General features: G+C 66.9%; 16 protein-coding genes. 8 read left to right on the top strand and 8 right to left on the bottom strand.

The genetic code is table 11. The annotated features are described in order from the left end of the window. Positions 1 to 96 precede the first annotated feature (96 nt). Genes ACEN9G_RS28100 through ACEN9G_RS28090 form a run of 3 tightly spaced genes read left to right on the top strand, consistent with a single transcriptional unit; the run spans position 97 to position 3,273 of the window. On the top strand, positions 97 to 1,146 hold the full coding sequence (locus ACEN9G_RS28100) for a porin (RefSeq protein WP_483127337.1): 1,050 nt from the start codon (positions 97 to 99) through the stop codon (positions 1,144 to 1,146). Between the two features lie 13 nt (positions 1,147 to 1,159). After that, a complete protein-coding gene (locus ACEN9G_RS28095) occupies positions 1,160 to 1,930 on the top strand; it encodes a substrate-binding domain-containing protein (protein WP_483127336.1) in 771 nt (256 codons plus the stop codon). A 20-nt stretch (positions 1,931 to 1,950) separates the two neighbouring features. Then, entirely contained in the window at positions 1,951 to 3,273 is a 1,323-nt protein-coding gene (locus ACEN9G_RS28090) for an MFS transporter (protein WP_413344150.1), read from the top strand. Here the strand turns inward: ACEN9G_RS28090 and ACEN9G_RS28085 are convergent. After that, the gene (locus tag ACEN9G_RS28085) at positions 3,266 to 3,673 is read right to left on the bottom strand and encodes a DoxX family protein (protein ID WP_413344149.1); all 408 of its coding nucleotides are present in this window, start codon (positions 3,671 to 3,673) and stop codon (positions 3,266 to 3,268) included. The two genes, ACEN9G_RS28090 and ACEN9G_RS28085, sit on opposite strands and share 8 nt — an antisense overlap. Before the next feature lie 121 nt (positions 3,674 to 3,794). Between ACEN9G_RS28085 and ACEN9G_RS28080 the strand changes: the two genes are divergently transcribed. Next, positions 3,795 to 4,571, top strand: coding sequence for a cupin-like domain-containing protein (locus ACEN9G_RS28080; RefSeq protein ID WP_483127753.1), 777 nt, complete (start codon positions 3,795 to 3,797; stop codon positions 4,569 to 4,571). Between the two features lie 7 nt (positions 4,572 to 4,578). On the opposite strand, the gene ACEN9G_RS28075 is transcribed toward ACEN9G_RS28080, so the two are convergent. The 6 genes from ACEN9G_RS28075 to wrbA form a co-directional block, all read right to left on the bottom strand. Further along, complete coding sequence (locus ACEN9G_RS28075; RefSeq protein ID WP_413344147.1) at positions 4,579 to 5,265, bottom strand: choice-of-anchor E domain-containing protein; 687 nt, start codon at positions 5,263 to 5,265, stop codon at positions 4,579 to 4,581. A 114-nt stretch (positions 5,266 to 5,379) separates the two neighbouring features. Next, positions 5,380 to 6,078 carry a two-component system response regulator KdpE gene (gene kdpE / locus ACEN9G_RS28070; RefSeq protein ID WP_413344145.1) on the bottom strand — a complete coding sequence of 233 codons (699 nt, stop codon included), beginning with the start codon at positions 6,076 to 6,078 and terminating at the stop codon, positions 5,380 to 5,382. Next, positions 6,068 to 8,077, bottom strand: a complete 2,010-nt coding sequence (locus ACEN9G_RS28065) for an ATP-binding protein (protein WP_483127335.1) — start codon at positions 8,075 to 8,077, stop codon at positions 6,068 to 6,070. The genes kdpE and ACEN9G_RS28065 overlap by 11 nt, the downstream gene beginning before the upstream one ends. 292 nt (positions 8,078 to 8,369) lie before the next feature. Next, positions 8,370 to 11,582, bottom strand: a complete 3,213-nt coding sequence (locus tag ACEN9G_RS28060) for a TonB-dependent receptor (protein ID WP_483127334.1) — start codon at positions 11,580 to 11,582, stop codon at positions 8,370 to 8,372. Between the two features lie 16 nt (positions 11,583 to 11,598). Continuing rightward, positions 11,599 to 12,933, bottom strand: a complete 1,335-nt coding sequence (locus ACEN9G_RS28055) for a hypothetical protein (RefSeq protein WP_413342550.1) — start codon at positions 12,931 to 12,933, stop codon at positions 11,599 to 11,601. Between the two features lie 586 nt (positions 12,934 to 13,519). Then, positions 13,520 to 14,119: an NAD(P)H:quinone oxidoreductase gene (wrbA, locus tag ACEN9G_RS28050; RefSeq protein WP_413342548.1), complete on the bottom strand. Its 600-nt coding sequence runs from the start codon at positions 14,117 to 14,119 to the stop codon at positions 13,520 to 13,522. Between the two features lie 135 nt (positions 14,120 to 14,254). Here wrbA and ACEN9G_RS28045 point away from each other — a divergent pair, with 135 nt between their 5' ends. Beyond that, complete coding sequence (locus tag ACEN9G_RS28045) at positions 14,255 to 16,057, top strand: ATP-binding protein (protein ID WP_483127333.1); 1,803 nt, start codon at positions 14,255 to 14,257, stop codon at positions 16,055 to 16,057. 7 nt (positions 16,058 to 16,064) lie between these two features. Here the strand turns inward: ACEN9G_RS28045 and ACEN9G_RS28040 are convergent, their stop codons facing one another. Beyond that, positions 16,065 to 18,167 (bottom strand): putative bifunctional diguanylate cyclase/phosphodiesterase, encoded by a 2,103-nt coding sequence (locus ACEN9G_RS28040; protein ID WP_483127332.1) that lies wholly within the window; start codon positions 18,165 to 18,167, stop codon positions 16,065 to 16,067. Between the two features lie 162 nt (positions 18,168 to 18,329). Here ACEN9G_RS28040 and ACEN9G_RS28035 point away from each other — a divergent pair, with 162 nt between their 5' ends. The 3 genes from ACEN9G_RS28035 to ACEN9G_RS28025 all read left to right on the top strand — a co-directional run bounded on the left by ACEN9G_RS28035 (position 18,330) and on the right by ACEN9G_RS28025 (position 23,189). After that, complete coding sequence (locus ACEN9G_RS28035) at positions 18,330 to 19,313, top strand: Gfo/Idh/MocA family protein (RefSeq protein ID WP_413341866.1); 984 nt, start codon at positions 18,330 to 18,332, stop codon at positions 19,311 to 19,313. 101 nt (positions 19,314 to 19,414) lie between these two features. After that, positions 19,415 to 20,806: an MFS transporter gene (locus ACEN9G_RS28030; RefSeq protein WP_413341864.1), complete on the top strand. Its 1,392-nt coding sequence runs from the start codon at positions 19,415 to 19,417 to the stop codon at positions 20,804 to 20,806. A 31-nt stretch (positions 20,807 to 20,837) separates the two neighbouring features. Continuing rightward, positions 20,838 to 23,189 carry a GH36-type glycosyl hydrolase domain-containing protein gene (locus ACEN9G_RS28025; protein ID WP_413341862.1) on the top strand — a complete coding sequence of 784 codons (2,352 nt, stop codon included), beginning with the start codon at positions 20,838 to 20,840 and terminating at the stop codon, positions 23,187 to 23,189. The last annotated feature ends 103 nt before the right edge of the window (positions 23,190 to 23,292 follow it).

The following is a 23,292-nucleotide window of genomic DNA, read 5'->3' as shown; positions in this document are numbered from 1 at the left end:
ACGCTGGAAATTTGCAATTATCAAATCATTCCTTTTGTCGGATGATGCAGTCATTCCCACAACAGCCTCGTCAAGAAGGCATCAAAAGGAGACAACGTGCGCCATTCCTGCGCCCTCACCGTATTGCTTGCCGCCACCGGCACCTGCTGCGCCCAGACGGGCGTCAACCTGTATGGCATCGTCGATGTCGGCCTGCGCGCCATCGATGGCCTGCCCGGCAGCACGACATCCGTCGCGAGCGGCGTGAACCAAACAAGCCGCTGGGGCATCCGCGGCCAGGAAGACCTGGGCGGCGGCTGGAAGGCCGTGTTCCGGCTCGAAGGCGGCATGAACGCCGACACCGGCACGCAGGCCAAGAGCGACCGCCTGTTCGACCGCCAGGCTTGGGCCGGCCTCGATTCCCCCTACGGCCAGCTCGCCGTCGGACGCCAGGCCAACCTGATCTCCGACGCCCTGCTCCCCGTCGACCCGCTCGGCAAGCGCGACGCGTCGTTCAACCCGAACATCAACGTGGCGGGCCTCTCGAACACGGCGTTCGGCACGCATGCCTTCGGGCGCCAGTATGGTCCGAGCGGCTACGCGGACAACTTCTACCGCCTGGACAACACGGTCAAGTACACGGCGACCGTGGGACCGTGGCAGGCGCGCGCCGCGTATTCGGCCGGCGAAGTGGCCGGCGACGCGGGCGCGTCGGGCAGCCATGGTGTCGCGCTCGCGTACCAGCGCCCGGACTGGGTCGTCTCCGGCGCGACGATGCAGTTCCGCAGCCGCGACGGCCTGCCGCTCGATGCGTGGAGCGTCGGCGCCGCCGTGCGGCTCGGCGCCTGGCAACTGAAGGCCAACGCGGCGCGCAACGACGCGGACACGGGACCGGCCAAACGCGTCGCCCAGCGCGTGCTGTCCGCCGGCGTGAGCCGCCCGCTGGCCCGCGACCTGCTCGTCACGACGGCCTGGTACAGCGTGCGGCGCGAGGCCACCGGCTACGTCGACGACGGCTTCGACCGCGGCTTCCTGTTCGTCGAAAAGACGCTCGCGCCGCGCACCACGGCCTATATGGAAGCCGACTACACGGCCTGGCGCGGCGATGCCGCGTCCAGGGACCGCCACGGCACGGGCGTCACGCTCGGCCTCATGCAGAAATTCTGACAAGGAGACCCTTATGCACATCAAGACCACCCTCGCCGCCCTCGCCTTCGCCACCGCCGGCGTCGCCCACGCCACCGACGTGCACGTCGTCAGCTCGGGCGGTTTCGCCCAGGCCTACAAGGACTTGTCCGTGCCGTACGAGCGCGCGAGCGGCGACACGCTCGTGTCCGGGTGGGGCCCGTCGATGGGCGCGACGAAGAACGCGATTCCCGCGCGCCTCGCCCGCGGCGAACATGTCGACGTCGTCATCATGGTCGGCGACGCACTGGACAAGCTGATGACCGAAGGGAAGCTCGAACCGGGCAGCAAGGTCGTCCTCGCCGATTCCCCGATCGCGTGCGCCGTGCGCCATGGCGTACCGAAGCCCGACATCGGCACCGTCGACGGCCTGCGTCAGGCTTTCCTGCATGCGTCGAAGGTGGCGTATTCGGACAGCGCGAGCGGCGAATACATCAAACGCGAACTGCTGGACAAACTGGGCATCCAGCAGCAGATGCAGGGCAAGGCCGCGCAGATCCCGGCCACGCCGGTGGGCGAGATCATCGCGCACGGCGAGGCGGATTTCGGCTGCCAGCAAAGGAGCGAACTGAAACCCGTGCAGGGCATCGACATCGTCGGCGTGCTGCCGGCCGAAGTCCAGCTGAAGACGCAGTTCGCCGGCGCCATCGTGCGCGGCGCTCCCCATGCGGACGCGGGCCGCGCCCTGCTCCGCTTCCTCGCGGCGCCCGCGAGCGCGCCCGCCATCGAGGCCACCGGACTCGAACCCGCCGCGGCCCCGCACTGAACCCACTCCGGAGACACATCATGACCAGTCAATCGACCGTCGCGCCTCGCGCCGCGACAGCAGCACCCGCGCGCGGGCCATCGAAGCTCGGCGCCGTCATCCGCGTCACGAGCGGGAATTTCATCGAGATGTACGATTTCTTCCTGTTCGGCTTCTACGCGAACCAGATCGCGGCCGCGTTCTTCCCGGCGACCAGCGAGTACGCCGCGCTGATGATGACGTTCGCCACGTTCGGCGCCGGCTTCTTCATGCGCCCGCTGGGCGCCATCTTCCTGGGCAGCTACGTCGACCGCATCGGCCGCCGCAAGGGTCTCGTGCTCACGCTCGGCATCATGGCATCGGGCACCGCGCTGATCGCGTTCGTGCCCGGCTACGCGACCATCGGCCTCATGGCGCCGCTGCTCGTGCTGGCCGGCCGCCTGCTGCAGGGCTTTTCGGCGGGCGTGGAACTGGGCGGCGTGTCGGTCTACCTGTCCGAGATGGCGACGCCAGGCAACAAGGGCTATTACGTGAGCTGGCAGTCGGCCAGCCAGCAGGTGGCCGTCGTGTTTTCCGCCGCACTGGGCTATGGCCTGAACCACGCGATGCCGAAGGACGTCATCGCCGACTGGGGCTGGCGCATCCCGTTCTTCATCGGCTGCTCGATCATCCCCGTCGTGTTCTACATCCGCCGCTCGCTGCAGGAGACGCAGGCGTATCTCGCGCAGAAATCGCACCCGACGTTCCCGCAGGTGATGCGCACGCTGACGCTGAACTGGCCCATCGTGACGGCCGGCGCCATGCTGGTCGTGATGACGACCGTCGCGTTCTACCTGATCACCGTGTACACGCCCACGTTCGGCAAGAGCGTGCTGAAACTCTCCACCGAGGAAAGCCTGCTCGTGACGCTGTGCGTCGGCGTATCGAACTTCATCTGGCTGCCCGTGATGGGCGCCCTGTCTGACCGCATCGGCCGCTGGCCCGTGATGGCCGTCTGTTCGGCGCTGGCCGCCGTCACGGCGTATCCCGCGCTGTCGTGGCTGATCGCGCATCCCAGCTTCGGCAACATGGTGATGATCGAGCTGTGGCTGTCGTTCCTGTACGGCAGCTATAACGGCGCCACCATCGTCGCCCTCACGGAAATCATCCCGCTGCAGGTACGCACGACCGGGTTCTCGCTGGCGTACAGCCTCGCGACCGCGCTGTTCGGCGGCATGACGCCGCTGTTCTCGACGTGGCTGATCGACGCCACGGGCGACAAGGCCGCACCCGGCTGGTGGATGGCGGGTGCCGCCGCGATCAGCCTGTTCGCGACCTTCCTCGTCTACCGCGGCATCGTGAAGGAGCGCGTGGCCGTCAATTGAAGCGGCCCGCCAGGCCGCCGACGCTGTAGCGCCCCGCACCCAGCAGGGCGATGGCGACGGCGGCGCCGAGATACATCCCCTGCAGTTCGAGCGCCCAGCCGCCGGTGTCGTTCAGGGTGAAGAACTGGCTCGTGTGGACCAGCAGCAGCGCGACGATCATGTTCACGACCACGACGAGCGCCGCGGCGCGCGTGAACACGCCGAACAGGATCAGCAGCGGCGCGATCACTTCGCCGATGTACACGAGGTAGCCCAGGGCGCCCGGCAGGCCCGCCTTGACCAGCATGCCGCTGATGAAGCCGACGCCGCCGATCAGCTTCGACACGCCGTGAAACAGGATCAACACGGCCAGCACGGCACGCAGGACCAGCTTGCCGCCATCGTCCATCCGGTTTTCCATATTCCCTCCTGGTGTGAACACGACTGTATACTTCCATGGTACGCCACCTGAAGAGAACCAGCCGTTGATTCCTGATCCCGACAAGAATGCCCGCGTGCGCGGCGTGACGTCGATCGCCGCCATGCGCGACGCCATCCGTGACGCATCACGCAAACTCCCGCCCCTGACCGCCGTCCCCCGTTTCAGGACGCTCGATCGCGCGGCCTTCGTCGCGCAGGCCGAACGCGGCCTGCCGTTCATGATCACGGGCCTCGTCGGCCGCTGGCCGCTGTGCGCCTTCACGCCGGCGGCATTGCGCGCAAGGTTCGGCGACGTGCCCGTGCGCGCCCGCGTGGGCGACTACATCGGCACGGCGTTCGCGCCGGACCGCGCGATGCGGGACCTGGCGATGGGCGAGTACCTGGATCTCGTCGCGGACTGGCAGGACGGCTTGCCGCCGTATGTCGGCAACCTGGAGATCAATGCATTGAATGCGATGTGCCACTGGCCCGGCTACTTCGGCAAGATGGGACCGCCCCGCTTCTGGCTCGGTCCCGCCGGCACGGTGACGCCGCTGCATTGCGACTACGACGACAATATCTTCGCGCAGATCTGGGGCACGAAAAGGATCTTCCTCGTTCCGCCCCACCATGACGAGTTCCTGTACGTGCGCGAAGCGAATCCGGTGCTGTTCGGGTCCCCGTTCGATCCGGAGCGTCCCGATTTCGATGCGTATCCGCTCGCGCGCCGGGCGGCGCCGGTCGAATGCATCGTCGAGCCCGGGGAGATGCTGTACGTGCCCGCCGGCTGGTATCACCAGGTGCGGGCATTGACGTTCGCCTTGTCCGTCAACCGCTGGGCCAGGGCGATGCCGCTCGCGCTGAAGGACGAGCCTTCGCTGCGGCTTGCAGCGCCCTGAGCGGCGCTTACGCCTTGTGCTTGCGGCGGCGCGCGGCGCCCAGCAGGCCCAGGCCGCCGCAGATCAGCGCCAGGCTGGCCGGTTCCGGCAGGTCCGTCGACGGCGCGGTGTACGTGTAGGTGACCTTCGCGACGCCCGATGCGGCCGTGCTGAATTGCGTGATCAGGTTGCCCGAACCGTTGCCGCTCGACGCGCCGACGGCGTTCAGGCCCAGGTTGATCGTGCCGCCGCCCAGCGCCGAGAACAGGGCGAAATCGCTCGCGCTGCTGCTGACGAAGAAGTTCGCGCCCGACGCCGATACGGAACCGGTCGAGCCGCCCGACGTGCCGTCGAAGTTGATGCTGCCGTCGAACGCGCTGAAATTGAAGGTCTGGCTGAACACCGGATTCGTCACGACCAGCGTGCTGTTGTCCGGACGGGTCAGGCCCAGCAGCGAACCCAGCGAGAGGGTCACGGTGGAGGCCGTCGCATCCAGGCTTTCCGCATTGCCGTTGCCCTGCACGACGCCGGACAGGTCGAAGCGGATCGAGGTCAGGTTACCGAGGCTGGTGTCGAATTTCGAAAACGACAAGGTGTTCGACCAGTTGGTCGTGGCCAGGGCGATACTGTCGGAATAGCTGAGCGTGCTCGCTTGCGCGGATGCGAACGGGAGGAATGCGGCGGTTGCCGCCAGGGCTGCAAGTGTCTTTTTCATGTGTGCTGGTTCGAATTAAATGTTTGGTTATTAACGGGTGATACGGTTTTCCATTATAACCATAATAATGAACAAATTTCACGTGTGCATGTTTTCTTTTACACAATTTCAGTGTCAAGATTGCAATCTGTAGCCGACGGCGGTTTCGGTCAACAGGTGCCGCGGCTGCGCCGGATCGTCTTCCAGCTTCTGGCGCAGATGTCCCATGTAGATGCGCACGTAATGTCCATTGTCCGCGTTCGACGGCCCCCACACCTCGCGCAGGAGCTGCGGCGCCGTGACGACGCGGCCCAGGTTCGCGATCAGCACGGACAGCAGCTTGTACTCGGTCGGCGTCAGGTGCACGGGCTGGCCGTCGCGCAGGACCGTACGCTTGTTCAGGTCCACCTCGACCCGGCCGAATACGATGCGTGCGGAGGCGTCGCCGCCCGCCTTGTGCTGGCGGCGCAGCGCGGCGCGCACGCGTGCGAGCAGTTCGCCGATGCCGAAGGGCTTCGTCAGGTAGTCGTCCGCGCCGGCATCCAGCGCCGCGATCTTGTCCGCCTCGTCGATGCGCGCGGACAGCACGATGATCGGCATGGGGCTCCAGGTGCGCACGTCGCGGATCAGTTGCATGCCGTCGCCGTCGGGCAGGCCCAGGTCGAGGATGATGAGGTCGGGCGTGCGGCTGCCGGCATCGATCCGGCCGCGCTTCAGCGTCTCGGACTGGTGCACCTGCCAGCCCTCGCCTTCGAGGGCCATGCGGACGAACCGGCGGATCTGCGGTTCGTCCTCGACGATGAGGGCGACGGGTGCGGCGGATTCAATGCTCATGCTGGTCGGTGAAGTGGTGATGGTGTTCGGGGTCCGGCAGCGGCGGCGGCTCGCCCAGGGGCAGGCGCAATTCGAAGCAAGCGCCGGCGTCCGGCAGGTTGAACGCGCGCATGCGGCCGCCGTGGGCCTCGACGATGGCGCGGCAGATCGCCAGGCCCAGGCCGACGCCGGCAATCGACGATTCCTGCCTGCCGCGCACGAATTTCTCGAACAGCGCGTCCGCGCGGCCCGCCGGCAGGCCCGGACCGTCGTCGCCCACGGCGACGACCAGCATGCCCTCTTCCGCGCGCGCCGCGATCGTCACATGGGCGTCCGGCGGCGTGTACTTGCCGGCGTTTTCCAGCAGGTTGCACAGCACGCGCTCGAGCAGCGCCGCGTCGAAGCGCACGAGCGGCAGGCCGCGCGGGATCTGCGTGTCGACCGATCGTCCGCCCAGCTGCCAGCGGCAGGCCCGCAGCGCGCTGCCGATCGTCTCCTCGACCAGTTGCCATTCCAGGTTGAGCTTCACGCCGCCGCTCTGGATGCGCGCCATGTCGAGCAGGTTGGCGACGAGGGTACTCATGCGCCGGGCCTCGTCGCGCAATGCGTTCGCCAGCTCCATCTGCGCGGCGGCCAGCGTCGGACGCGACAAGGTCAGCGATTCGGACAGGCCGACGAGGCTCGTGAGCGGCGTACGCAGATCGTGCGACAGCGCCGCCAGCAGCGAGTTGCGCAGGCGCTCGCCCTCCATGCGCACGACGGCGTCCTGGGCCACGTCCACGTAGTGCACGCGCTCGAGCGCGATGGCGGCCAGGGCCGCGAAGGCGTCCAGCAGTTCGCGCCGTTCCGGCACGAGCAGCGCGGCGACGTCCCGCACGCGCACCGCGAGCACGCCGCGCGAGCGCATCGGCGCCAGCAGCGGCAGGTACAGGTAAGGATTGCTGGGCAGCGTGGGCGTCCCGGCGCCGGCCGGCGCGGCATGGTCGAACGCCCACTGCGCCGCGGCCATGTCCAGCACGCTGAGTAGCGGCGCGCGTTCTGCGCTGGCCGGATCCGCGACCGGCCAGCGCAGGCGTCCCGTATCGTCCGGCAACAGGATCGCGGCGCGGGCATCGAAGGTGCGCGCGAGGAAGCGGCGGGTGATCTCGAAGACTTGCTCCGTCTGCAGCGCGACGGACAGCGCCCGCGCGAATTCGTACAGCGCGCGGGTGCGGGCTTCGCGCCCGGTCGCGCTTTCCGCCTGCTCGCGCAGGTCCGACGTCAGCCGCGCCGTGATCCAGCCGACGGCCAGCATCACGGCCAGCGCGACGGCGTACTTGAATTCGCTGACGTCGTACTGGCGGCGCGGCGCGGCGGCGACGAGCGCGCAAAAGCCGACCAGGGTCGCGAGGATCGCGGGGCCGCGGCCGAGGCGGATCGCGACGAGCACCACCGTCAGCAGGAACAGCATGGCGACGTTGGCGACGTCCAGCAACGGCAGCAGCGGCAGCGCGACGATGGCCGTGCCCAGGCTGGCCGCGATCGCAGCGAGATAGCGGCGCGGCGCCGGCTTGCCCGCGGCGTGGGAGCCGTGCAGCGGCTCCGCGCGAGGCGGAGCGGGCGCGGGCGCCGCGACTTCGACGAGATCGAGTTCCGGCGCCGCCTGTGCGAGCCGGCGCAGAAAAGGTGCGCGCCACGCGGCGGCCGCGCGCCCGCGCGCCGTCACGGCCGTCGCGCAGCCGTGACGGCGCGCGTAGCTGGCGGCGACGGCGGCCGCGTCCGGTCCGTCCAGCACGGCGGTGACGGCGCCCCGGGCCTGCGCCTGGCGCAGGAGTTCGAGCGTGCGCAGGCGCGCGGCTTCGCCCTGCCTGCGCGTCCCGGCGTTCTCGACGAGGATGGCGTGCCACGGCGCACCGTCCGCCGCGGCGAGACGTGCGGCCGCGGCGACGGTACGCTCGTCGCCGCTGTCGGCGCGCAGCACGGCCAGCACGCCGCGCGCGGCGGCCGTGGAGGATGATGTCGTCGATCCGGAACTCTGCATGCGTGGATGGTAAGCGATCGCACGTAAAAGCGGCATAAAAATGCACGGCGTTTACTTACCGCCGCAGGACGAGCATTTGCGACAATTTTCAAGGCGCCGGCCTGTCGTGGCAACCAGGCCCACTCCCCACAAGCGTCATGCCGGACGTGGCGAACACAGCCAAAATCGGTGGCGCCTTCACCCAGCACAGCCTGCGCTCGTAGGGTAAAGGGGGCCATCTCGTTCACGGCCCCGTGTTCCGGGGCCGTGATTGCCGTCACGCCAGGAATGGCGTGCGGCACGGCGTTACAGGTCAGAACACGTAGTTCGCCGACATCCGGAAGCTGCGGCCCGGATCATACCAGGCTCGTCCCATGTCGCCAGGGGTCTGCTGGTAGACCTGCCGCGTCACGGTACGCGTCAGGTTGCTGACGTTGAAGCTGGCCGAAATGTGGTCGCTGAAGCGGTAGTTGATGCCGCCGTCCCACTGACCCACAGGCATCTGCCAGACCGGAAGCCCGTAGCCCGCATCATGCGGCGCGTTGCCGTTGGCGTCGACGCGCTGCGGATCCGCGCTGGTACCATTGCTGCCGCTGGTGCCATAAACACCGGTCGCCTGCAGGGTACGGTCACGCCAGGAATACGCCAGGCGCGCCGACAGCGGGCCGTGGTCGTACATGAACGTGAAGTTGAAGGCGCGCTTCGACAGGTACGGCACCGGCAGATCCTTGTACGGGATACCGTTCGTGTCGCAACCATACAGCGCCGCGGCACCGACCAGCGAGCCGGACGGGCAGAAATTCGCCGGGTTCGGGTGATACAGCTGCTGCTTGCTGTCGATGTACGTGAAGTTCGAGGACACGCCGAAACCCTTCACCCAGTCAGGCAGTTTCTCGCTCAAGCTGCCCAGGTGATCGAAGTAGGTGCTGCCCGCCAGCTCGATACCCTTCACCCAGGCCTTGGCCGCATTGGCCGGTCCGGTGACCGTGAACTCCTGATCCGTGCCGGCCAGATCCTTGAAGGTCCTGGTATAGGATTCCTGCATGACGATGTCCTTGACCTGCTTGTAGAAGAACGCAGAGGTCAGGGATTGTCCCGGATGCGGATACCATTCCAGCGTCACGTCGAAATTGTTCGCCTTGAGCGGCTTCAGTTTCACGTTGCCGGAGTTACTGCCGGTATATTCGATGTTGGTGATCGCCTTGTTGTTGTTGGGGTCGGTGACCACCTTCTGGCTCAGGGTAATGTACTCCTGCAACTGATCGAAGCCAGGACGGTAAATGCCGCGGGACAGCGCGATCCGCGACTGCAGCTTGTCCGTCAGGCGCGCCTTCAGGTTCAGGCTCGGAATCACGTCGACATGGCTGGACGTGAGATCGAGCGGCGTATTGATCTCGCCGAAGCGGGGAATGTTCGGATTGTCATTCACGCTGTATTTCGGCTGGAAGACCGTGTAGCCATGCGCCACCGTCTTGGTCCTGACCACGCGTACGCCCGCCACACCCTCCACCGGATATTTCCAGTCATCGAAGCCGAAGCGCAGGTTGCCGTACACGCTCTGGGTGCCTTCGTTGTGCTTGCTGACGTGCTGCGGATCGTTGTCGTAGCCCGCCGGCTTCCAATCCTTGGCGTACGTCGTGCAATCGGTGTTGCCGCCCTTGTACTTGTTGGCATCCTCGCAGTTATATTTCAGAGCGAGCAACAAGTTCTGGTACGCGGCCGGATCCTTGACCATCGCCACGGTGGGCACCACGAACGTCGGCGGTGCGGAAATCCTGCCATTGAAGAAGTTGGCGAACGCGTAGCCCTCGACGCTGCCCAGGGCCGCGTATTTCGGGTCGCTCAAGTAACCGAAGTTAGGGCGCTGCCAGTCCCAGCTCTGCAACTTCGGCAGTTGCCCCGGTACCGTGGTCTGCGCCACGCCCCATTCCTCACTATACGATTTCCAACCCGTTCCGGCATTCTTGTCTTTGCGCGAAGAACGTTCCGTCGCCCGTACGCCAAAGCGGAAGTCGCGCAGCACCGGGTGGTCGAAACTGTATTTGGCATCCGCTTTCCACGCATACAGGTCCGCCTTGGCCCTGTTGACCTCCGGCTGCGAAATGCCCCAGAAGTAGTTCTTGGGATCGGCCAGGAATGCGGTCGTCTTGTCGTCGAACTGGAACACAGGCGTCTTGCCGGAGACGTCGACGGTTTCGCTCGGCAAATAGCTGCCGAGGTTCAGCATGCCGTAACTGGCGGAGTTGGTGGCATGCACCCACTGCAGGTCGTTCTGGAACGACCAGCTCTCATTGAGCCGCCACTTGAGGTTCCAGGCCAGCTCGCGCGTGCGTCCATGCACATTGCTGAAATTGCGGGTAGTGCCCATGGCGATGCCGCCATCCACGAACTGGTTCAAGCCCAGGCCGAACGGATAGTTGATCGTGCCCGACTGGAACACGCCTCTGCCGTCGAATTTGGAGTCGGTATAAACGGCCTTGTAGGGATCGGCAGGCCCCATGAAGGTGTTGATGTTATTGTTCAGCTGATGGAAACCGGAATCGAAATACGTCAGCGACGTTTCCACGTTGGCGTTCTTCCACTGTAACGCCCCATAGAAGCCCACGCGCTTCGTATCCTCCTCGTTGCGGCCCCAGCTCACGCCGCCCGGCACCCATACCGTCTGGTCCTTGACGATATCGTTCCGCGGGAAGTAGTTGTTCTGGTTGATGCTGTCGTAGTTGCCTTTGGATCGGGTGGTGGACAAATCCACCAGCGCGCCAAATTCACCCATCGAGGTTTTCCAGCGGTTCGAGTACAGGCCGGAGAAGCTCGGCGTCTTGGACTTGCCCATTTCGGCGTAATTGCCCGACGCGCTCAGCGCACCATACTGGCCAGGGGCATCGAACGGCAACCGCGTGCGCAGGTTGATCTGGCCGCTGACGCCGCCTTCGATCAGGTCGGCGGAGGGATTCTTGTAGACCTCGACGCCCGCCATCAGTTCCGGCGGCACGTCGCCCCAGCTCAATTCACGTCCGGGCCAGCCGGCCGAGAATGATTCGCGGCCATTCAGGGTGGAAGAACCCCAGGAAAGGCCGCGAATCTGGACGCCCGAGCCTTCCACGTTGAATTCCAGGCCATTCGCGGCAAGGGAAGCACCCGTGCGCGACTGGTTACGGTCCATCGTGACGCCCACGACCCGCTGCAGCACTTCGGTGATCGATTTGTCCGGCAGCTTGCCGGCCTCGTCGGCCACGACGGCATCGACGATCTGCTCGGCGTCGCGCTTGATCGCCGTCGCGGTTTCCAACTGCTTGCGCTGGCCGGTCACCACGACGGTGGTTGTACCATCCTTCGAATCCTCTGCGGACGTCGATGCCGTCGTCTGCGCTTGCGCAGCGTTGCCGCACAACAGCGCGAACTGCGCCGCGGCTACCGCCAGCGCCGTCATCTTGATCGGTTTGCTCACGATCTTCGTCTCAATTCTTGTCATTATCTGTATCCTCTTGTATATGCCTTTATTGTCACCGCGCCGTACGGCGACCATAAATATCAGTCCGTTGTCACTGGAAGTAGACGGGGCCGGTCAGCTTGAACTGGCTGACGTACTTCGACGATGCATTCGCCACCTGTCCGTTCGGCTGCACCGCGGAGAACCTCAGCTCGACGACCGGCTGGGTCTGCACCAGGATCGCGACGTCCGGCGCACTCATGCCGCACGCCTGGCTGAACGTGAAGTTCTCCTTGAAACCGAGGCGGTAGTCCGTGGCGGCAGCGGCGGTTGGCTGCACCGTGGACTGCAGAGCCAATCGGCATACGGTTCCGTCCGTCTTCTTGAAGGGCGCGAGGAACATTTCGACTTTGACCTGGTTATTTGCCGAGCCGAACCATTCGGCGTTTTCCGCCAGATTGAAATGCAGCGCAGTCTGGATGTCGAGCCGCGCGCCCTTGGGCGAAGCGGGGTCGGGCGTAAGGAAAGGGTCGTCCTTGACGTTGGCTCTGTACACGCTGTCCGTATTCGCAACATCGTTGTCGACAATGCCGGTGGCGAACAGCTGCAAGGACGCCTTGTAATAATCCGATGCCTGCGGAGCCTTATCGAACGTCGAGGTAAAGGTGAAGCTCTTGCCGTCGCTGGAAACAGCACGATCGCAACTATCGCACCACCATTGGTTACCCGCGTGGCCGATCAGGCCTTCGACGGTGTGATCGGTGTCCTTGTAACCGGAAAGGAAATTCACCATGGCCGGCTTTTCGGTGCCGATCGGAATGCTCTTCGACATCGCCTTCGCCATCGCCTTGCCCAACGTCGTTTCATCCGTCAGCAACGCCGGCATGAAGTAGTCATTGCCGTCCTGCTCGGCGGTGATGATGCACATCCCGTTGGCGAGCTTGGTCATCGTGTTCCCGCTGACCGAGCAGATGCTGGGCGTCGTGCTCGTAAACTTGGGCGGAAGACCCGAGGTAAAGGTGGCGGTCAACTGCACCGGCGTCGAATCGAGCGGCTGCCAGCCCGGATTGATGAACGATCTGATCATCTGCGGGTTCTTGGGAACCACGAAAGTCTGGCGCTTCGAGACCGGAGCGAAACCGTCGGCACCGGGCTGGGTCGCGATCACCGAGCACTCACCCAGTTTCAGCAGCGTCAGCTGATCCCCGCTGACGCTGCAAGTGTCCGGCGTGGCCGAACTGTAGGTCACGGTCCCGCCGGAACTCGCCGTCGCCTTCAGCGTGGTGTGCGCCGAATTGGGTGGCACACCGATCATCGCTTGACCCAGGAACGGCATCTGGAAGTCGATGGTTTGCTCTTTGGCGCCGTCGGTGCCGCCGCCGCCGCCGCCGCAACCGCTCAGCAGTGCGATGCAGCCAAGCGCGATCGCTGACACTTGGAATTTCATCCCTTGTCCCCTCATGGTGGTGTCCTTTTCTGATGTGTTTATCTAATTGCATATCGCGTCCCCGGCCGCACCGATGACGCGTCAAGACTCTTCCAGGCCCACTCGCTGATTTGCGGCGGAACGATCGTCTTGCTTCAAGCGTTGGTTCGCGGCGGCACCTGCCGCGGCCGCTTCTTGCGAAATACTCCCGCCACGCTCCGTCCATGTCTGGATGGACGCAGCTGGGCGATGGCAAGGGCGAGTTCGACAGTAGGGAGACCGGGCAGGAGGCGCGGGTGTCGTAAATCCTTGCGGACCAACCAAGTGTTATGGTGAGCCCAGCAACGATCGGCAGCAATTACGACAATCATCAAAGCCACGAGGAAATCCCGCAACGCGTGGTTCGCGCGTGGCCGATTGCACGGGAGTGCTTAACAAGGCGACTCCGGCAGGCCGCGGCGACACGGACGGACGCCGCGTGAAGGGTCGGTGCCGGTGTCGTCGGCCGGGATTGGCGCCGGTCCCGTCGACGCGGCTGCCATGATGATGGGATGTTGCGGCGAAGTGCATCCGGGGATGGATGCGGCCGGTGAGTGCTTCTGCCCGGTCAGCCGAACAGCTTGTTGGCCGTCTTCGCCACGAGCTCGCCCTGGTGGCGCGCGCCGTCGAGCTCATTGGCGCTCGGCTGGCGCTGGCCCTGGCCGCCCGCGATCGTGCTGGCGCCGTACGGGCTGCAGCCGGTGATCTCGTCCAGCGTCATCTGGCCCGCGAAGCTGTACGGCAGGCCGACGACCACCATCCCGAAGTGCAGCAGGTTCGTGATGATCGAGAACAGCGTCGTTTCCTGGCCGCCGTGCTGGGTCGCCGTCGACGTGAATGCGGCGCCGACCTTGCCGTGCAATGCGCCCTTCGCCCACAACCCGCCCGTCTGGTCCAGGAACGCGGCCATCTGCGACGGCATGCGGCCGTAGCGCGTGGGCGCGCCGATCACGATGGCGTCGTAGTCGGGCAGTTCGTTCACGGTCGCGATCGGGGCCGGCTGGTCCAGCTTGAAATGGCCGTTGCGGGCGACGTCGTCCGGCACCGTCTCGGGCACCCGCTTCACGTCCACGGTCGCTCCCGCCGCGCGCGCCCCTTCCGCCAGCGCGTTCGCCATTTGTTCGATGTGTCCATACGTCGAGTAATACAGCACCAGTACCTTCGCCATGGCCGTTCCTTTCCCGTCATCCCGGCGCCACCGGCGGCGCCCTGCCTCGCTTGCCCAATTGGCAACGATCCGCACATGCTACCCCATCATGCACTCTTCCGGCGTCCGTATTAATGCAAGTACAATGGCGCCCTGATGAAAGCCCGCCACTACCTGATCCTCATGGCCGTCGCCATCCTTGTGCCGGTCACCGTCATCGCCGGCGCGGGCCTGTCCATGCTCCTCGACTGGGAGCGCGAATCGCGCATCCGCAGCGTCGAGTCCAATGCGCGCGCCACCGCGCTGCTCGTCGACCGCGAGGTCGCGGCCGCCCAGGCGGCGCTGCGCGCCCTCGGCAATTCCGACGCCATACGCCGGGGCGATTTCGCCGAAATCCACCGCGAGGCGGCCGCGATGAACGCATCCACGCCGTGGACGTGGACCCTGTTGATCGACTACGACGGCAGCCCGCTCATGAATACCCTCGTCCCGTACGGCACGCGCCTGCCGGGCCATGCCGGGCCCTGGGTGGCCGAAGCCTGGGACAGCCAGCGGCCGCGCGTGTCCGGCTACTTCGTCGGCGCCCTGTCGCGCAAGCCGACCGTCTCCGTCGACGTGCCGGTGCCGCGCACCGCCGGCGGGCGCTGGGTGCTGAGCCAGATCTTCGACGCCGGCCATTTCGCCACCGTGTTCGCGGACAAGGGCATCGGGCCGGACTGGGTCGTCGGGATCATCGACCGCGACGGCGTCTCGATCGCGCGCAACGTCAACGACACGCTCGTCGGCACCAAGGCGCGGCCCGAACTAATCGCGGCGGCCCGCGCCGCGAAAAGCGGCATGGCGCGCCACCAGACGCGCGACGGGATCGAAGTCTACGACATCTTCACGCACAGCGACACCACCGGCTGGACCATCGCGATCGGCGTTCCCGTCGCCGAGATCGAGAAGGCGGCGCGGGCCGCCACGCTGTACGCGGGCCTCGCGCTGCTCGCGCTGATGGGGCTCGCGTTCGGCATCGCGTCGTTCCTCGCCCAGCGCCTGAGCGTGGCGCTCGACCGCGCGCGCCGCACCGCCGAGGCCTTGCCGCTGGGCGCGCCCGCCCGGCCCGCGCCGACCCGGGTGCACGAAGTCGACGTGCTGCAGGACGCGCTGTACCACACGAGCGAAAGCCTGGCACGCGAGCGCGCCGCGCGCGCGGCGCTCGAATCGGAACGCGAAGCGCTGCTCCAGAGCGAACGCGATGCGCGCCGCCTGGCCGAAACGCAGAGCGCCGCCAAGGACAACTTCCTCGCCATGCTGGGCCACGAACTGCGCAATCCGCTGGCCGCCATCGCGGGCGCGCTGAAGGTGCTCGACATGCCGGCCGCGAACGCGCAGATGACGGCCCACGCGCGCGAGATTGGGCGGCGCCAGACGCGCCACCTGACCCGCATCGTCGACGACCTGCTCGACGTGCGCCGCATCCTGTCCGGCAAGGTGGAACTGAGAAAGACGCCCATCGACGCCGGCGCGCTGCTGCTGCACTGCTGCGCGACGCGGCAGGTGGTGGACGCGGGCGTGCACGCGTGGACCGTGTCCGTGCCGGCGCTGTGGGTCGACGGCGATGCCACCCGGCTCGAACAGGTGTTCGACAACCTCCTGCACAACGCGATCAAGTACACGCCGGCCGGCGGCGCGATCGCCGTGCGCGGCCATGCCGAGGATGGCGTCGCCGTGTTCGAGGTGAGCGACACCGGCATCGGCATCGAACCGACGACCCTGCCGCTGATCTTCGAGGCGCTCGTGCAGGGCCCCGTCGGCATCGACCGCGCGCAGGGCGGCCTCGGTCTCGGTCTCGCCCTCGTGCGCGAGCTGGCGGTGCTGCACGGCGGCAGCGTGACGGCCGCGAGCGGCGGCGACGGTCAGGGCAGCACGTTCACCCTGCGCCTGCCGCTGGTGGCCGCGGCCAGCGCCGCGTGAACGGCGCCTACGCGCACACGGGTTCGTCCTGCAGGCGGTACGGCGACCCGCGGGCCCAGTCCAGCAACAGCGCGGCCGGCATCGGCGCGGCGACGAAATAACCCTGGGCCTCGTCGCAGCCGAGAGTGTGCAGCGCATCCCAGATGCGCGCATTGCTGACGCCTTCCGCGACGACGCCCATGCCGAGATCGTGCGCCAGGTGCACGGTGGATTTCACGATCGAGGCGGCGCGCCGGTCCTCGATCATCTGCATGGTGAAACCGTGGTCGATCTTGATGACGTCGACGGGCAGGCGGCTCAGGTAGCTCAGCGACGAATATCCCGTGCCGAAATCGTCGATGTACAGCCGGAAGCCCATCGCCGACAGGCGTTCCAGCTCGGCGATGCTCTCCGCCGGGTTCTGCATCAGGCTGCTCTCCGTCATCTCCAGCCCGATCAGGCCCGCGCACGAGCCATGCCGTTCCAGCAGCTCGCGCAGGTGTTCGGACAGCGACAGCGCGGCGATGTCGCGCGCGGACAGGTTCACGGCGATGGGGAGGCGCACGCCCTGCGCGCGCCACGCCTCGCTCTGGGCGACGGCGCTGGCCAGCATGTGCTGCGTGAGCACGTGGATCAGGTCCGTGGATTCGATCAGCGGCATGAACGTCTCCGGACCGATGCAGCCCTTCTCCGGGTGCACCCAGCGCACGAGGGCTTCCGCGCCGACGATCTCGCGGCCGGCCATCGTCACCTTCGGCTGGCAAAAGAGCTGGATCTGGCCGGCCTCGATGGCCGTGCGGAAGTCGCCGATCAGCGACAGGCGGTCGGGCGTGTGCGGGTCGTCCTCGGCCGCGTAGACGGCGACGTTACGCCCAAGGTGCGCGGCCTGGTACAGCGCGATGTCGGCTTTCCTCAGCAGCGTGTGGTAGTCGAGGCCTTGCAGCGGCGCGAGCGCGATGCCGACGCGTGCGCCGATCTCGTACGAGATGCCGGCGACCGCGAACGGGGCCTCCAGCGCGCGGTGGATGTGCTGGGCCCAGCGCCGCGCTTCTTCCTCGTCGGCGCCGTCCAGCACGATCGGAAAGCGCGCATCGCAGCGCGCCACGACGCCGGCCTGGCCGACGACGGCGGCGAGGCGGTCGGCCACGAGCGCGAGCAGCACGTCGCCGTACAGGTGCGTGAGCGCGTAGTTAACGTCGCGGAAGCGCACCAGGTCGACGATCAGGCAGGCCAGCCGCGCCGGGCCGCGTCCCCGGCCCGCGCCGCGGCGCAGCTGGATCAGCCGGTCGTCGACCTCGTTCTCGAACCGGTTCATGTTCGGCAGGCCCGTCACCGTGTCGTAGTATGCCAGGCGGCGCACGTTTTCCTCGGCGCGGCGGCGCTCCGTGACGTCCTGCACGAGGCCCAGCATCTTGACGACGCGGCCCGTCGCGTCGCGCCGGACCTCGGCCACGGAATGCAGCCAGCGCACCTCGCCGTCCGGCCGGATCAGGCGGAACTCCACGTCGTACTTGTAATCGGGGTCGAGCAGCGCCCGCTCGCGCGCGCGCTCCGCCATGGGCCGGTCGTCCGGGTGGATGCGGGCGTAGATCTCCGCCGTCGACACGGGCCTCTCGTCCGGGCGGAAGCCCATGATCCGGTACCCTTCCGGCGACGACGTCACGTGCGAATCGCTGGCCGCGTCCCAGATCCAGTTGCCGATCAGCGCGAGCGCCTGCGCGCGCAGCAACTCGTCCTGCGTGTCGCGCAGCTGGACTTCGGCCTCGACGTGGCGCGTCACGTCCTGCAGGACGACGAGCACGGCGTCGCGCCCGCCGTATTCGATGGCGCAACGCTGCAGGATGGCGTGGTGGATCTCGCCGCGCGCGCCCGCGATGTGGCGCACGTGCGAATGCAGGCGGCAGGTATCTGGACGCAGGGCATCGGCGTCGCCCTCATCGCGCGCGTACAGCTCGGGCAGACGCATGCCCAGCAGCGTGTCGCGGGTATGGCCGAGCAGCGCCAGCGTCGCATCGTTGGCGTCGAGGATTTCCTGCGACACGGGGTCGCAGACCAGCATGGACAGCTGCGTCCCGTCGAACAGGGGCCGGCACCATGCGCTCGCATCCGCGCGCGGGGACTGTGCAGCCATGGCTTTCCTTTCCAGTCGATGAGGGACCGCAATATAGTATAACGCAATCATCGATAACAAAATGTCATCAAAGACCTGTCAAGATAGACAGGTAGCCCGCTTTTAGGCCATCCTCCAGAATGGCCCGCCCCGCTTTTTCCACCCCTATCAGATGGAGCACACATGACGAACAACGTACGCTGGGGGATCCTCGGCACCGGCCGGATCGCCCGCGATTTCGCCACGGCCCTGCGCGACACGCCGGGCGCCACGCTCGCCGCCGTCGCCTCGCGCGACCCCGCGACGGCCGCCGGATTCGCCGACGAATTCCATATTCCCCTGCGCCTGAAAGGCTACGACAGCCTCGCCGCCTGCGCCGACGTGGACCTCGTCTACATCGGCACGCCGCACGCCATGCATGCCGAGAACGCGCTGTCGATGCTCGCCGGCGGCAAGGGTGTGCTGTGCGAAAAGCCGTTCGCGCTGAACCGCGCGCAGGCCGGGCAGGTCGTGGCCCTCGCGCGCAGCCGCAAGGTATTCCTGATGGAAGCCATGTGGACGCGCTTCATGCCCGCGCTGGACGAAGTCAAACGCATCCTCGCCTCCGGCGTGCTGGGCGAGGTGTCGCAGGCCAGCGCCGATTTCGGCTTCGTCGCGTCGGGCGGTCCGGAAGCGCGCCTGTTCAATCCGGCCCTCGGCGGCGGCGCGCTGCTCGACGTCGGCATCTATCCGCTGTCGATCACAGCCTACCTGCTCGGCGCCGTGGAATCCGTGCGCGCCCAGGCGGAACTGGGGCCGACCGGCGTCGACCTGCAGACCGTGTTCACCCTGCGCCACGCGGGCGGCGCGCTGTCCACCTGCGCCTGCTCGCTGAAGGCGCGCACGCCGGGTCTCCTCACATTGTCCGGCCGCCACGGCCAGCTGCGCCTGGACGCGCCGTTCCACCGTCCGCCCACCCTCACCCTCATGCTGGCCGACGAACCGGCTCGCATCATCCCGACGCCGTATCTCGGCAACGGCTACGTGCACGAGGCGATCGAGGCGCAGCGCTGCTGGGCCGAAGGCCTGATCGAAAGCCCGGCCATGACGCACGAGCAGACCCTGCACCTGATGGGCGTGCTGGACGAGATCCGGGCCCAGACCGGCGTGAAGTATCCGGGCGATTGACATGACTCCCGGCGCGCGGCATACTCGCCGGTGTTAGCGCTATCAATACAATGACCGGAGACACAGATGGCCGCATTCCTTCATCCCGCCGGAGCAGTCCGATGACGGCCGCCCTGCCCCGGGCCGCCGCCGCAGCCACACCCGCGGCGGCGGCGCCGCTGCCCTGGCGCGAAAAGCTCGCCTACGGCGTGGCCGACATGGGTTTCAATTTTTACTGGACCAATGTCGCCACCTTCCTGCTGATCTTCTACACGGACACGTTCGGGATCTCGGCCGCCGCGGCCGCGACGATGATGTCGACGATTAAGATCATCAACGCGTTCACCGACCCGATGATCGGCGCCGCCGCCGACCGCACGGACAGCCGCTTCGGCAAGTTCCGTCCGTGGCTCGTGTGGATGTGCGTCCCGCTGGCCGGCGCCGCGGTCCTCACGTACACGACGCCCGGCCTGGAAGGCGACGCCAAGCTCGCGTGGGCCTACGGGACGTACCTGCTGATGATGGTCTGCTACACCTGCGTGAACATCCCGTACAACGCGCTGTCCGGCGTGATGTCGGCCGATCCGCAGCAGCGCTCGACCATCAACGGCCTGCGTTTCATCTTCGCGTTCGCCGGCAGCACGCTCGTGACGGCCGCGACGCCCGACCTCGTGCGCTGGCTCGGCGCCGGCAACGAACAGCGCGGATGGCAACTGACGATGCTGCTGTGGGGCGTCGCCGCGTCGCTGCTGTTCGTGCTCACCTTCTTCAATACGCGCGAGCGCATCGCGCCGCCGCCGGGCCAGAAGAACGCCGTGTGGCGCGACGTGCGCGACCTCGCGGGCAACCGGCCGTGGGTGGTGCTGTTCTTCCTCGCCCTGATCATCATGGTGACGATCACGCTGCGCACCGCCAGCGCCGCCTATTACTTCAAATACGTCGTCGAGCGCCCGGACCTGATGCGCACCTTCGTGCCGACCTACATGGTGACGGCCGCGATCGGTGCAGCCCTCACGCCGCTGCTCACCCGCTTCATCGACAAGAAGACCCTGATGATCATGCTGATGAGCGCGACCGCCGTACTGTCCGCCGCGTTCTACGTCGTGCCGCCGGACCAGGTGTGGCTGATGTTCGTGCTGCAGGGCGCGATGGGTCTCGTGCTGGGGCCGAAGTCGCCGCTGGCGTTCTCGATGTATGCCGATACGGCCGACTACAACGAGTGGCGCACGGGCCGCCGCGCCACCGCCATGACGTTCGCCGCCGCCACGTTCTCGCAAAAGCTGGGCACGGCGGTCGCCGTCGCCGTGATCGGGTCCGTGTTCACGGCGCTCGGCTACGTCCCCAACGCCGTGCAGGCCACCGGGTCGCGCGAAGGGATCGTGTGGCTCATGTCCTTCATCCCGGCGGCGTTCGCCGTCGCCGCCGTCGCCGTGATGTGCTTCTATAACCTGAATGCCAGGCAGCTCGCGGCAATCCAGGCCGACCTGGCCGCCCGCAAACCGCCCATCGAATAAACAACGCGAATAACAACGACAAGGAAAGACCATGCTGCAACCGACCGAGAACGGCGCACGCTACGACCTCGCGAGCCCGACCGCCATGCCGAACGCCGGCGGCTTCCTGTGGAACCGCCGGATGATGATCCAGGTGACGTGCCGCGGCTACGCCACCGCCCAGTTCATGCAGCCGGAGCCCGCCAAGTACTCGCACGCGCCGAACCTCGAGGCGAAGACCTTCATGCAGCCGGAGCAGGCCTATTACGCGCACCACCCGGGCCGCTTCTTCTATGTGAAGGACGAAGAGACGGGCGAGATCTTCTCGGCCCCGCACGAACCCGTGCGCGCGGCGCCCGACCGTTTCAGCTTTTCCGTCGGCCGCGACGACCTCGCGTGGACCGTCGAAAAGCTGGGCATCCGCATCGACCTGCGCCTGGGCGTCCCGGTCGACGACGTGGCCGAGCTGTGGACCCTCACCGTGACGAACGTCAGCGGCCGGCCGCGCAAGGTCAGCGTCTACCCCTACTTCACGATCGGCTACATGTCGTGGATGAACCAGTCGGCCGAATACCGCGCCGAACTCGGTGGCATCGTCGCCTCCAGCGTGACGCCGTACCAGAAGCTGCAGGACTATTTCAAGAACAAGGATTTCAAGGACAGGACCTACTTCCTGTGCGAGACGGCGCCGGACGCGTGGGAAACGAACCAGGGCCAGTTCGAAGGCGAAGGCGGCCTGCATGCGCCGGATGCGCTGCGCAACGAACGCCTGGCCGGCGGCGACGCCCGTTACGAAACGCCCGTCGCGGTCGTCCAGTATCGGCTCGCGCTGGATGCCGGCGCCGCCGTGACGCGCCGCTTCCTGTTCGGCCCCGCGTTCGACGACGCCGAGATCGCGTCCATGCAACGGCGCTACCTCGGCGCCGAGCAGTTTGCCGCCGCGGCCCGCGACTATGCGGCGTATGCGGACCAGGGCGCGGGCTGCGTCCAGGTCGAGACGCCGGACGCGGAATTCGACAACTTCGTCAACCGCTGGCTCGCGCGCCAGGTGTTCTATCACGGCGACGTCAACCGTCTCAGCACGGACCCGCAGACGCGGAACTACCTGCAGGACAACATGGGGATGGCGTTCATCAAGCCCGCCGTCGCGCGCGCCGCGTTCCTGCACGCGCTGTCGCAACAGGGTACGAACGGTGCGATGCCGGACGGGATCCTGCTGTTCGAAGGCGCGGAGCTCAAGTACATCAACCAGGTGCCGCACACGGACCACTGCGTGTGGCTGCCCGTGTGCCTGCAGGCCTACCTCGACGAGACGGGCGACTATGCGATCCTCGACGAACCGGTCACGGGCCACGACGGCATGGCGCTCACGGCGTACGAACGGATCTCGATGGCGATGGACTGGCTGCTGCACAAGCGCGACCACCGCGGCCTCTCCTACATCGAACAGGGCGACTGGTGCGATCCGATGAACATGGTCGGGTACAAGGGCCGCGGCGTGTCCGGCTGGCTGACGGTGGCCGCCGCGTACGCGCTGAACCTGTGGGCCGACGTGTGCGCGGCACGCGGCGACGACTGGCGCACCGAGCACTTCCGCGGGGGCGCGCTCGACATGAACACGGCGGCGAACCTGCACCTGTGGGACGGCGCGTGGTACGCCCGCGGCATCACGGACGACGACGCGATCTTCGGGGTCAGCGCCGACAAGGAAGGCCGCATCTATTTGAATCCGCAGAGCTGGGCGTTCCTCAGCGGCGCGCCGGACGAGAAGCAGCGCGCGACGATGCTGGCGGAGATCGACGCCCAGCTCGACACCCCGTACGGCGTGCAGATGTTCGCCCCGCCCTATTCCGCGATGCGCGAGGACGTGGGCCGCGTCACGCAGAAGCACCCGGGATCGGCGGAGAACGGCGCCGTGTACAACCACGCGTCCGTGTTCTACATCTACAGCCTGTACACGATCGCGCAGCCGGACCGCGCATGGGACGCGCTGCGCAAGATGATTCCGGGCCCGGGCGAGGACGACTACCTGCGGCGCGGGCAGCTTCCCGTGTTCATCCCGAATTACTACCGCGGCGCGTGGAAGGAATACCCGCGCACGGCCGGCCGTTCGAGCCAGTTGTTCAACACGGGCACCGTTTCCTGGGTCTACCGGTCCATCGTCGAAGGCCTGTGCGGTTTGAAGGGCGATGCGGCAGGCCTCGTCGTGAATCCGCAGTTGCCGTCGCACTGGCCGTCCATGCGCGTCCGCCGCGTGTTCCGCGGCGCCACGTTCGACGTCAGCGTGACGCGCGGCGCGGTCGGGCGGACGACGGTCGTGTGCGACGGGCAGACGCTGCCGGAAGCGCGCATCGGCGGCATCGAAGCGGGCCGCACGTATCGCGTCGAGGTGACCGTGCCCTGAAGGCCGGCGCCAGGCGGCACGGACCGGGCATGCACCTGTCCGTGTAACGATTTGCCTCGCGCGTGATCGAAAGCGTATCCGTCCCGGCCGGGACGCGATCCGT

Source organism: Massilia sp. Masssp94 (assembly GCF_059491305.1).
The sequence above is the reverse complement of the archived record's forward strand: the minus strand, read 5'-3'. Positions and strand labels throughout refer to the sequence as shown.